The following is an 11,245-nucleotide window of genomic DNA, read 5'->3' on the forward strand; positions in this document are numbered from 1 at the left end:
TTAAAGCGTACCCGCTACAGCCCAAAAGTACCGAGACTTAGTGTATATCAAGTGTTTAGCGTTGACTAGAACGGCGTTTGAGGATTGCCACTAGAGCTATGAGTGCGATGAGCACCGCTGCGGCTACCCCTCCTATAATCCACCCTAGATATGAGCCGCCGTCTTCTTCTTTGGGTTCCTTTTGCTGGCGCTCATCGAGATTTTCCGCGGCGGATTGATAGTTAGGGTCCTGTAGGGTGACGATGAGTGCGGCCCCAGAACCGTCATTGCGAAGCAACTGCATGATAAAGGGATTATCAGGCGCCTCGCCCTCCGGATAGGTCAAGGTGAGGGTTCGAGAAGAGGCGTCCACGTCGCGTTTTACGCCTTGGATGATATTGCCCTCGCCGTCAAGGTAGCGCAGCGTGACGTCGTTTTCTTGCGTGTCCTTGAACTGCTGGTAAAGGTCATAGGCCTGCTTGAGGCCCATCTTCGCGGTAATAGTATTGCCTTCAATTGTGGATTCAAGGTTGACGTATTCCGCGCCTTCCAGGTTGGCTTCCCCGGCAGGCTTGCGCTCCGGCTTTTCACCTGGAACAACCGGCAAGTTGCTATTTTCTTTCGACGGCGCAGGCTTGTCATCTCCGCCCTCGGCATCTTTTCCGGCTGGAGCATTGTCACCCCCAGCCGGCTTATTCGAGCCCGGATCCGGCGCTGGAGCTGGGGCCGGTCCGCCTTCCGCGCCATCAATTTCTTCCTGAATGTCCTCCTGTGCAACCGACCCATCGGCTACTAGCGTCAGGGTCGCATTCATACCTTGGGCAGAAACAGGAACCGAGACTTGGCCGCCTTCAGCTGGGGCGGTGATGGTAGCGGAGGTACCAGAGGCAGATACATTCCACCCGTCGCCGGAGTAGCTAGCTTCGGCCGGCACGGGCAAGCTTACAGTCGTGGTCTGACCGGCAGGAACCGAAATGGGAGCAGCAATAGCAGCTTCTACTTCCGGCGGCAGCTGCGCGTGTGCCACCGCTGGGAAAAGCAATGCGGAAGATAGCACCGCACCAGCTATACGAGTTGAAAACATAGTGGTCCTTTCTTAAGCACGAGGATGAGCAGTGCGCCAAACCTCGCGCAAGGAATCGGCAGTGACGTGAGTATATATTTGCGTTGTCGTCACCGAGGAATGTCCCAGCAATTCTTGCACGGTGCGCACATCAGCGCCGCCTTCAAGCAGGTGCGTCGCAAAAGAATGCCGCATGGTATGCGGAGAAATGGACTTCCCCACTTGCGCCCGCTGCGCTGCCGTCTTCAACACAGTCCATGCACTTTGCCGCGATAAAGCCCCACCGCGGGTATTGAGAAACAGCGCCGGCGTCTTACCTTTGCTCAGCGCTGGACGAGCTCGCACCAAGTAGGCATCGAGAGCCTGGCGGGCATGCGAGCCCACTGGCACAACCCGCTCTTTGTCTCCCTTGCCCCGCAGGCGTATTACCTCCTGCGCGGAGGAAACGTCATCAACGGTAAGGGAGATAATTTCTGAGATGCGCGCGCCGGTGCCATAGAGCATCTCCAGCAGGGCACGGTCGCGCACATCTACTGGGGTCTCAGTAGGGGTCGCTTCAATGAGAGCGGTGACCTCGTCAACCGATAATGTCTCAGGCAAATGCTGCCCAGTTGACGGAGGGGTTACCTCAACCGCGACATCGACGTCCACTACGCCTTCTGACACGGCAAATTTATGCAGTCCGCGAGCAACGATGAGCGCTCGGTTGGCTGAGGACACCGCCATGTGTGAGCGCAGGTCTTTGAGATAAGCCTCCACCATCGGTCGTGTCACCAACCGCAGATCATCTACCCCGTTATCCCTCAGCCAGGCAAGGTAGCGGCGGACATCGCGGCGATAGTTGCTCAACGTATTGGCAGAAACGCCGCGCTCGACTGCTAGATGATCAAGCCACGTCTGCGCTATGTTTTCGAGCGCACTCACAGCTGCTTTAGGTCCGCGCCCGTGCGGCGGGAGCTCATCGAGGTCGGTCGAAGGTCGAACGGCTCCTCCACGCTGCGGGTTCTCTTGCCGCCACGCAGCACCGCGTAGGCCGCCAAGATACCGCTGCAGGCGATGGAATTGACGATGTCACCGCGCAGTACCTTGTCAACGGCCTCATCGAGGCCCACCCAGGCGACTTCCATATCGGCTTCTTCGTCACCGGTAGCCTCCATACGGGGGACGTCGGAAAGCTCCGAGGCAAGAAATACGCGAACCGCCTCTTCGCAGAAACCCGGCGAAGTCACAAGGTCCGTCAACACGGACCACGTCTGCGCGCTTAGGCCAGCCTCCTCCTGCAGTTCACGCTGGGCGCCCGTCAGCTCATCCTCACCGCGAACGTCGAGCAATCCCGCCGGCAGTTCCCACAGGCGTTTTCCCACGCTGTGGCGGTACTGATACACCATCGCAATACGCTCGTCTGAGTCCACTGCCACGACGGCCACTGCACCTAGGTGCTCGACTACTTCCCGGGAGGCAGAAACGCCACCGGGCATGACTACCTCGTCGCGGCGCAGGGCAATAATGGGGGCTTCGACAAGCAGCTGCGAATCGAGCACCTTGAAATCATGCGCCATGGGCTATTCCTTTCCCGGCAAGGCGGAGTCTGCAGTATCGGTGGCGCCATAGTCACCTTGGCCACCATCAAGTTGTTCCTGGGTGGCCAGAATGACCGCAATGCGCTCCACTGCCCGTTCGGTGCTATCGACTGTAGACAGCTCCGCGTCCTGATCCCGCACCTGGGCTAGCGCCTTATCATCCTGGGTCTGCTTGGTGCGCCCGCTCAACACCACGGACCCATTGACATCAACTAAACCGGTGGCAAATTCTGCCAGCGCGCTGGACGGGTAGCCTCGCAGGCCATTGCCAGAGACCACGATGATGGCCTGGGCAGGCACGATGGTGCCGTCCTCGTAATCAATAAAGCCCTCGTCGCGCAGCTTCTGGAGCACGTCTGCACGCTCTTCTACTGAGGCCAACGGCTTCGTGCTCTCAGGATCCAAAGACAGCGCAGTGCCTAGCACCTCACCCCCAAGGGCTCCGGCCGAATCCAAGTCCTTGATATCTGCCTTCTTAGGCGCAGTATCTTTCAAGATGGGAAGCAGCTTGTCCTTAGTTTCGGGGCGCAAGAAGTCCTTGGTCAGCTTAATCTCGCCGGCCTCCGTGGCATCGGAAGACTCCAAGAGCTTCCGAATCGCGTCCACGTCTCCGCCATTGGCGTCATCGGTGGTCACGATGAGTACTGGGCGCTGCGACAATGTCCCGTCAACCATTTCCGCACCAGAATCGGCCACGATCTTGTCGCTAGCCTCATTCTGGGTCTGCAGAATCTTATTGTCTTGGACCACCTTGCGGTGCTCCTCGCGGATGGGATCGTCGTCCGCCATGCTGGTGGTCAAGTTCGGCGCAATCACTAGGGCGCCCAAGGCTACGCCAACCGCGGCGCCGAAGCCCAAGCCTGCTACAAGCTCAGTCTTTGCCATGCCCTATGCGCCCCCAAAGAGGCTGGACCAGGTTTCGCTAAGGTTGCTAGCAAAGTCCTGGCTGCCGCCAAAGCCGACGATGAGGATGACCGCCGCAATGGCAACCAAGATTCCCAGCACTGCCCACAGCCAGCCGAGGTTGGAGGAAGGCGCACTGTAGAGATTGATTACCGCATCAGCGTCAACCACCTTGGTACCGGCCTTGAGGCGGGACAGCACGGCCGAGGGGTTGGTGCGGTCAGCAAAGATATCATCGAGGTCTACCCCACCGCCGGCCTGCACGATGAGATCCGCGCCGTGGTAATCAGCAAAGAGTAGGCCCAGGTCGGTACCTGAGTGTGTTGCTGCGGGGAAGGTCATCGCGCCGATGCCGAGGTCCTGGATGCGGTCGAGGCCTTCTACCTCCCCTTCCGGGTCCGCAGGAACGATTACGCGGGCACCGCAACGCAGAGCTTCATCACTCACGCCATTGGGATCCCCAATAATGAAATCTGGCTTATATCCTTGGGCCAGCAAGGAATCTGCCGCCGATCCCACTGCGATCAGCAGCGGCTCATACTCGCGGATAAAGTTGCGCAGCTGCTTGAGCTGTTCGCGGTGCCTATCGGTAGGCGAAAAGAGGACAACCTTGCGGCCGGCGATTTCGGAGCCGGAGGCGGGGACGCCGAGGCCGTCGATAAGCAGTGGGCCTTCCGAGTTAATAAAATCGATGGAATTGCCAAAGAAGGATTCCATGTGGTCGATCAGCGCGCCCTGCGCCGCAGTGAAGTTCTTTTCTGCTCGCTCGCGGGTTACCACGCGGCCGGTGCCGAGCGCTTTATCGCCGCTAAAGACCGTGCCGTCTTCCCCGATGCGCGCCTTTTTGCCCTCTTTGAACTCGGAAACAAAGGACTGCCCCACGCCTTCAAGGAGGGTAATGTCGGCGTCAAGCAACATGTGCGGGCCATAATTTGGGACAGTGCCGGTAGAAAATTCCGCCACGTTAATGACGGCGGAGGGCTTAAGGTCTACGAGAGTTTGAGCCTCGTGGCGAGAGATATTGGCCGCATCAATTACGGCGACATCGCCTTCACTAAACTTTTTCATCCCCTTAGCGCCTGGAGTGCAATCGCGCAGTGCACCAGGCTGCTCGGGGTTACGGGAAAACAGAGCCATGGACCCTATTGTGGCGTGATTATGGTTTCGAGTGGGCGAGGCGCGCGGAAGCTTCTTCCTGTGCGCGGTCAAAAAGCTCCTGCGCGTGCGCTCGGCCGGTCTCGGTATCGTCCAACCCCGCCAGCATGCGGGCCAACTCCTCCACGCGTTCCTCCTGTGATAGCTCGGCCACGCCAGAGGTAAATTTCTCCTTCGATACATGCAGGTGCGCATCCGCGTACGCTGCGACCTGTGGCAGGTGCGTTACCACAATCACTTGGTTATGCACCGCCAAGCGCGCCAGGCGGCGGCCGATCTCTACCGCTGCGCGCCCGCCCACACCGGCATCTACCTCATCGAAGACTAAGGTGGCGCCGTCCTCGTCTGCCAGCACGACCTCCAAGGCCAGCATGACACGGGAAAGCTCGCCGCCCGAGGCGGCAGAGGCAATCGGCTTACCATTCAACTGCAGCTCGGCCGCGTCTGCACCGGACTTAGAATATTTCGCCTGCGTAAGCTCGACCGTCAAGGTCGAATTTGGCATGGCCAAGCCGTGGAGCTCCTGCGTTACCTGCTCCCCCAAAGCTTTCGCCGCTTTCCGACGCCCCCTTGTCAGCTCCCCTGCCCGCTCAATCATCACCGATTCAGCGTCTTTGACCTGCTTTTTCAGCTCCTCCAGGGCTTCAGTAGAGGTATCCATAGACTCGAGCTTTGCCGCCGCCTCATTGCGCCAGGCCACGACGCCATCAATATCCCCTGCGTACTTCCTGGTCAACGTGCGCAATTCCTGCTGCCGCTGGAGGGACTTTTCCAATAGGTGTGGATCCGCCGGCAGCCCCGCCAGATATCCACCGAGCTCGCCGGAGATATCGCCCAGTTGCGACGAGATCTCGCTGAGCCGTTCGCCCAAGGCTGCCAGCTCTTTATCGGTGGAACCCGCCAATGCCGAAACCGCCCGGCCCAGCAAGGCCGAGGCAGCCTCCTCCAGCTCCTCGGTGCCGTCGATGGCAGCCAGCGCAACTTCCGCGGACTCTCGCAGCCCATCGACGTCTTGCAGCTTGCGAACCAACTGCACCAGTTCTTCATCCTCGCCGGGTTCTGGGGAGATGCCATCGATCTCATCGACGGCGAATTGCAGACGGTCAACTTCCTGCGCCAGCTCGCGGCGCTGCTCCGTGCGCCGCTTATAGTCCTTCGCTAGGCTGCGCCACTCTTTAAAGGCCTCGGTATAGCGCTCCCGCACACGGGCCAATTTCGGATCCGCACGGTCTACCGCACCCAGTTGCTCCTCGGGCGCAAGCAAACGCAGCTGATCATTTTGCCCATGCACCGTAATGAGCTCGCGCGCGAACTCGCCCAAGGTTGCAGCCGGTACCGCCCGGCCGCCTAAATAGGCCCGCGATCTTCCCGCGGCAGAGACTGTGCGTGAAACGATATACTCGCCATTTTCGTCGGGCTCTCCGCCTACCGAATCCACCAGCTCACGGATCGAGTCCTTTGCAGAGGAAAAATGTCCCTCCACTGCAGCCTTTTTCGCGCCATCGCGCACCCGGGAGGCGTCCGCGCGACCACCGGCTAAGAGCCTTAAACCAGTAACCACCATGGTCTTACCCGCACCGGTTTCACCGGTAAGCACGGTAAGGCCCGCGGATAGTTCCGCGGAGCTCTGGCTAATAACGCCCAGATCATTGATGGAAATATCGACGAGCACTATTTCTCCTTCGGCCCGCGCCACCCTTCCACGGGCAGGCGCAGCTTCGAGACTAAACGGTCAGTAAAAGGTTGGTCATCCAAGCGTACCCACCGCACCGGACGCTCGCCTCGCACTACTTCCACTCGTGCCCCTGGTGGCATCGCAAATTCGCGGAAGCCGTCTAATATCACGGTGGCTGGAGTCGTGCGCATCGTCGATTCGACGGCCACTAAAGAATTGGGCGATACAACCAATGGCTTGGTAAACAGCGCATGCGCATTATTAGGTACCACCAAAATTGCATCCAGAGAGGGCCACAACACAGGACCACCTGCGGAAAACGCATAGGCGGTGGAGCCGGTAGGCGTGGAAATCAGCACGCCATCGCAGCCAAAGGACGACACCGGCCGGCGGTCAACTTCCAAGATTGCATCCAGGACGCCGGAGCGGTTTTGGTTTTCTACCGAAGCCTCGTTCAAAGCCCAGCTGCGGCTAAGAAGGGTTCCTTCCTCATCAAAGATGGACACATCAATGGTGAGGCGGTCTTCAATGCGGTAGCGCTTTTCAATGACCCGCACCAAGGCCTGGTCGAGGGATTCAACCTCCCACTCGGCCAGAAATCCCACGTGTCCTAGGTTGATGCCCAGCACTGGAATATCTACGGCCCGCGCCATGTCGGCGGCACGGAGGAAGGTTCCATCGCCGCCTAAAACCAACACCAATTCGCACCCTGCGGCCGCATCTTCAGTGTGGGGTACATGCTTTAATCCCGGCAGTACCTTTTCGTCCGCGCACACTCGAACAGTAATTCCCGCACCTTGCAAAAGCTCCGCTGCACGCGACGTCGCCTCCAGGTTCTGCTGGCGGTTGGCATGAGGTACCAACAGGATCTCACGTGTCATTGCGGGCCTTCCTCGACTGCGCGGTCAATCATTTCTTCCACTGTAGCCAGATCTGTGGGCTGGCCGTCCTTCTTCAGCCACAGGAAGTACTCCACATTGCCGCTTGGCCCAGGCAGCGGTGATGCAACAGCCCCATGCATACTAAGCCCCAGCGACAACGCAAATTCAGCGACTTCCTTGGTTACTTCTTTGCGTAACTCCGGCGAACGAACCACGCCACCGCTACCGAGGCGCTCCTTGCCCACTTCAAACTGGGGCTTCACCATGGGCAACAACCAAGCACCGTCCTTCAGACAATCCACAATGGCCGGCAATACCAAGCGGAGGGAAATGAAGGACAAGTCGCCTACCATGCCGTCGCAGGGGCCGTCGGTAAGCTCCAGCGTCAAATTCCGGATATTCGTGCGGTCCAAAACGGTTACGCGATCATCGTTTTGCAAGCGCCAGAGCAGCTGCCCATAGCCCACGTCGACAGACAGCACTTCCTGCGCACCGTGTTCCAAGCACACGTCCGTAAAGCCACCGGTAGAAGCGCCGGCATCGAGGATGCGGCCGTTCATGTCGACGTCGAACGCCGCCAAAGCACCCAATAGCTTGTGAGCGCCACGTGAAGCCCACTTGTCTTCTTCGGCTTCCTCTACCTTGATGGAAACCTCGGGCTCTACAATCGACGCCGGCTTCTGCGCCTTGAAGCCACCAACCGTGACACGGCCGGACTTAATCATCTCCCGTGCCTGCTCACGTGACCGCGCAATCTTTCGGCGCACCAGCTCCGCATCTAACCTACGACGTTGTGGGGGCATCAATTCTCCTGCAATGCATCGCGCAACACATTGTGAGCGCGATCAAGCTGATCTACTTCAGCGGCCAAATCCGCTGCGTCTTCTCCAAGGATCTCTGCTACTTCCGCATCGATCTCTGCCGGTTCCTTGACGGCTCGAAAATCGTGCGGCTTTACCGCCATTGCGCAACAACCTTTTCCGCACGCTCGCTACGCGGCTGAATATAGCGCGGCGGCGACGGCATGGCCCATGCAACTTCCAACACCGTGCGCAACGCCTGAACGGAGGTAGACTTTTCGTCGCCGCCCTCGAGCAAAAGGTCATGGCCATCGCACCGCGCCGTAAATCCACCCTGTGCCCCGGGACGAGCGACAGAGACAGGAAGGGCCAGCTCGTGCATTCCTGCGCCAATAAAGTTAGGGCGTGCCTCCACAGGAGCCTCAATCAGCTCTAACTCACCAGAAACGCCGGTGAGCACATGGAAGGTATCCATTGCAGCAGAGTTACCACCTGCAATATCAGTATCCAGACGGTCTCCCACAGCAAGTGGCTTTTTCGCGCCGATTTGCTTTGCCGCAAAAGTAAACATGGCCGGCTCAGGCTTGCCAGCAGATACCGGCTCTACCCCGGTGGCTGACTGGATGGCGGCAACCAGAGAACCATTTCCCACAGCAAGACCTCTCTCAATCGGCAGAGAGGTATCGAGATTCGAAGCAAAGAACTTGGCTCCCTGGCGGATGGCCAAGGCACCTTCAGTCAAGTGTTCCCAGCCAACAGAGCGGTCAAAGCCTTGCACTACGGCAGCAGGCTTGTCATCGGCGCTGGAAACTACCTTGAAGCCCATCTCTCGGGCCAAGTCACGGAGAGAATCGGCACCGATGATAAGGAGCTTCGCCCCAGCTGGGACCTCTTCTGCTGCTAGTTGGAGAACCGCTTGCGCAGAGGTAACGATCTGTTCTGTACCCGCAGTGAGCCCGATGTCCGCGAGCATCTTCGCCACTGCATGCGGGCTGCGCGAAGCATTGTTGGTCACATACACTGCCGGCACTCCGCAGGTGTTGATGACGTCCACTACGTTTGAGAGTGGACGGCCGCCTTCCCACACGGTGCCATCGAGATCAAGGAGAAGAGCATCGTGCTTGCTGAGAACCGTCACTACTTGCACTCCTCTAGGCGCTCGGCAGCATCAGTCCAGTCGCCTTCATCAATAGAAACTGCGTGCTCAAACCAGTCCCGAGCCTCGTCCTTCCGGCCTGCTTCAAGCAGAGCATTACCATAGGCATAAGCGAGACGGCATGCGCTTACCCCGCGGGCATCGCGGTTAGGATGTGCGCGCTGAATGGTGACAACCGCGGACTCAGCTTGCCCCATGTCTAGGCGGGCGCCGGCCAAAACAATTGCCAGCTCAATCGTGGACTCTTCATCAAGTTCTGATGCTTCCTCCGCACGGCCTAGCTCGAGCGCCTTTTCCGGGCGGCCCAAACCGCGTTCGCAATCAGCCATGACTGCAAGCATTCCGGGGCCTCCAGAAATGCGGCGTGCGGCACGCAGCTCAGCAAGGGATTCCTTCCACTCGCCCGCACGATACGCAGCAATGCCATTGACCTCACGGGCGATAGCAACGCGCCCTGCACGATCCTTGGCAGCGCGAGCGTGGCGCAGGGCCAGCTTAGGATCATCTTCCATCCAGGTCGCAGCCATGATCATATGCTTAGCGACGGCCTCGGAGTTCTCCTTCGATAGCGACTTCAGGTCCTGCAGCACCATCGGGTCCAGGTCGTTGACATCTACCTCAGCTGGGATGTCTGGGTCACTCATACGACGATTAATGCGTTCCTCACGGTAACCGGAGCGCTGCGGCGAAAAAGACTTCTTCTTCCGGGAATCGCCCTTAAAATCACGGCCCTTGTTATTGCGTGGCTTGCGGTCTCGTCCGCCGCGCCCGTTGTGATTGCGCTCCGACATTCAGCCCTACCCTTTCTTGGTTCGAACTAGCACAGAAATACCGGCCCTATTCTACAACCCGCAAACAAAAAGCCGGAATTTAGATCCTGACGGGCTGCCGCAGCGTTAGCCAAACATTACTCATCAAACCAACCCAGAGACACACCGTGACGAAACGGATGCTGCCACCAGGAACAAGTAGCGCGCCCAGAATACCGTAGACAACAAATAGCAGGCCCCACAGCGCTTGACGACGCACCTCCTTCCTCACTGCAGCCCAACCGAGAAGAATCACTGCGAGCAGAATCAAGACCGCGCCAGTCGCAGCGTCCCACCAGCCCTCACTGTCACCTTCACACGAAATAGACAAGAGCAAAGAGCCCGGCAGCGCAGTGCCGATACCGAATAAGACCCTAAATCCAGAAGCAACTAGCGGTCTTTCAGAAGAGAAGTCAGCCACCGCTAAATCTCCTTAAGCCGTTGCGAGAAATAATCACGGTTAAACTCTTGGTTCTCAGCGAATTCCCTGAGCACGCCTGGCCAAGTCGGATACGCATCAATAAGGTTTTCTGCGACGTTCAATAGTGGTGAGAATGCAATCTCACCCCATCTAACGCCTATGCCTACCCGTTCAGAGTATGCTGTGCTGCTCAATGGGCCTAGAGCCCACTGGCTACCGGAAGAAGCATTCATCCATGTACCGCTGATGGCCAGTATTCGGGAAACCTTGTCTTCGTAGCTGTGCTTGGAGTTTAAGACGTCTAGCACCGCGTCGAAGGGAAATTCTTTGGAACCCTGGGTGACTTGTTCTACCTGCACCGGCGATAGCTCCGCGAGCATCTCAGGAATCGCAATCGCGTGAAACTCTTCCAGGCGTTTTCCAAATTGCCGATGATAGCCATCGAACCACATGAGCTTCCTCCCAAACTATTGAGTGGATAAGTGTAGCGAAGATGCAATGAAAAAATGCGCCGTTCGGGACATCATAATGAACTGACGTCCAGGACAAACTACCATTCAGGATAGTTTATCTATGAAGTCCGATCAGGTCGGAATAGCCCTAAAGCTGGCTTCACGGACAAACGCGCTAAAACGCCGAATGAAGCCCTAGAAGAGGTTGGCACTTTATGGTGCGTGTGTCTTCTACGGCTTCATCATTACGGTATTTTGTTGTGTTTTGTTGTTTGGTGTCGGCGGTGACTTACTCTCCCACAACCTCCCGGTTGCAGTACCATCAGCGTGTGCAGGCTTAGCTTCCGGGTTCGGAATGGGACCGGGCGTTT

General features: G+C 58.1%; 13 protein-coding genes and 1 rRNA gene. All 14 read right to left on the reverse strand.

The window, feature by feature from the left end; genetic code table 11:
* Positions 1–55: 55 nt before the first annotated feature.
* Positions 56–1,063 (reverse strand): hypothetical protein, encoded by a 1,008-nt coding sequence (locus tag MHY22_RS08040; protein ID WP_239278861.1) that lies wholly within the window; start codon positions 1,061–1,063, stop codon positions 56–58.
* A 12-nt stretch (positions 1,064–1,075) separates the two neighbouring features.
* Complete coding sequence (xerD, locus tag MHY22_RS08045) at positions 1,076–1,966, reverse strand: site-specific tyrosine recombinase XerD (RefSeq protein ID WP_239278862.1); 891 nt, start codon at positions 1,964–1,966, stop codon at positions 1,076–1,078.
* Positions 1,963–2,601, reverse strand: coding sequence for an NUDIX hydrolase (locus MHY22_RS08050; RefSeq protein ID WP_239278863.1), 639 nt, complete (start codon positions 2,599–2,601; stop codon positions 1,963–1,965). The genes xerD and MHY22_RS08050 overlap by 4 nt, the downstream gene beginning before the upstream one ends.
* Positions 2,602–2,604: 3 nt before the next feature.
* Entirely contained in the window at positions 2,605–3,507 is a 903-nt protein-coding gene (locus MHY22_RS08055; protein ID WP_239278864.1) for a copper transporter, read from the reverse strand.
* A gap of 3 nt (positions 3,508–3,510) precedes the next feature.
* The gene (gene steA, locus MHY22_RS08060) at positions 3,511–4,662 is read right to left on the reverse strand and encodes a putative cytokinetic ring protein SteA (protein ID WP_239278865.1); all 1,152 of its coding nucleotides are present in this window, start codon (positions 4,660–4,662) and stop codon (positions 3,511–3,513) included.
* 19 nt (positions 4,663–4,681) lie between these two features.
* On the reverse strand, positions 4,682–6,352 hold the full coding sequence (gene recN, locus MHY22_RS08065; protein WP_239278866.1) for a DNA repair protein RecN: 1,671 nt from the start codon (positions 6,350–6,352) through the stop codon (positions 4,682–4,684).
* A complete protein-coding gene (locus MHY22_RS08070) occupies positions 6,352–7,236 on the reverse strand; it encodes an NAD kinase (RefSeq protein WP_239278867.1) in 885 nt (294 codons plus the stop codon). The genes recN and MHY22_RS08070 overlap by 1 nt, the downstream gene beginning before the upstream one ends.
* Positions 7,233–8,039 carry a TlyA family RNA methyltransferase gene (locus MHY22_RS08075; RefSeq protein WP_239278868.1) on the reverse strand — a complete coding sequence of 269 codons (807 nt, stop codon included), beginning with the start codon at positions 8,037–8,039 and terminating at the stop codon, positions 7,233–7,235. Before MHY22_RS08075 ends, MHY22_RS08070 begins: the two co-directional genes overlap by 4 nt.
* The gene (locus tag MHY22_RS08080) at positions 8,039–8,200 is read right to left on the reverse strand and encodes a hypothetical protein (protein ID WP_005324658.1); all 162 of its coding nucleotides are present in this window, start codon (positions 8,198–8,200) and stop codon (positions 8,039–8,041) included. The genes MHY22_RS08075 and MHY22_RS08080 overlap by 1 nt, the downstream gene beginning before the upstream one ends.
* On the reverse strand, positions 8,191–9,174 hold the full coding sequence (locus MHY22_RS08085; protein ID WP_239278869.1) for an HAD-IIA family hydrolase: 984 nt from the start codon (positions 9,172–9,174) through the stop codon (positions 8,191–8,193). Before MHY22_RS08085 ends, MHY22_RS08080 begins: the two co-directional genes overlap by 10 nt.
* Positions 9,174–9,983, reverse strand: a complete 810-nt coding sequence (locus MHY22_RS08090; protein WP_239278870.1) for a tetratricopeptide repeat protein — start codon at positions 9,981–9,983, stop codon at positions 9,174–9,176. Before MHY22_RS08090 ends, MHY22_RS08085 begins: the two co-directional genes overlap by 1 nt.
* A 79-nt stretch (positions 9,984–10,062) precedes the next feature.
* A complete protein-coding gene (locus MHY22_RS08095; RefSeq protein WP_239278871.1) occupies positions 10,063–10,422 on the reverse strand; it encodes a hypothetical protein in 360 nt (119 codons plus the stop codon).
* 2 nt (positions 10,423–10,424) lie between these two features.
* Positions 10,425–10,874, reverse strand: a complete 450-nt coding sequence (locus MHY22_RS08100) for a hypothetical protein (protein ID WP_239278872.1) — start codon at positions 10,872–10,874, stop codon at positions 10,425–10,427.
* 276 nt (positions 10,875–11,150) lie between these two features.
* Positions 11,151–11,245, reverse strand: a 5S ribosomal RNA gene (gene rrf / locus MHY22_RS08105); the annotation flags it as partial.

Origin of the sequence: Corynebacterium sp. ACRPO (assembly GCF_022347205.1) — a bacterium.
Lineage (GTDB): Bacteria > Actinomycetota > Actinomycetes > Mycobacteriales > Mycobacteriaceae > Corynebacterium.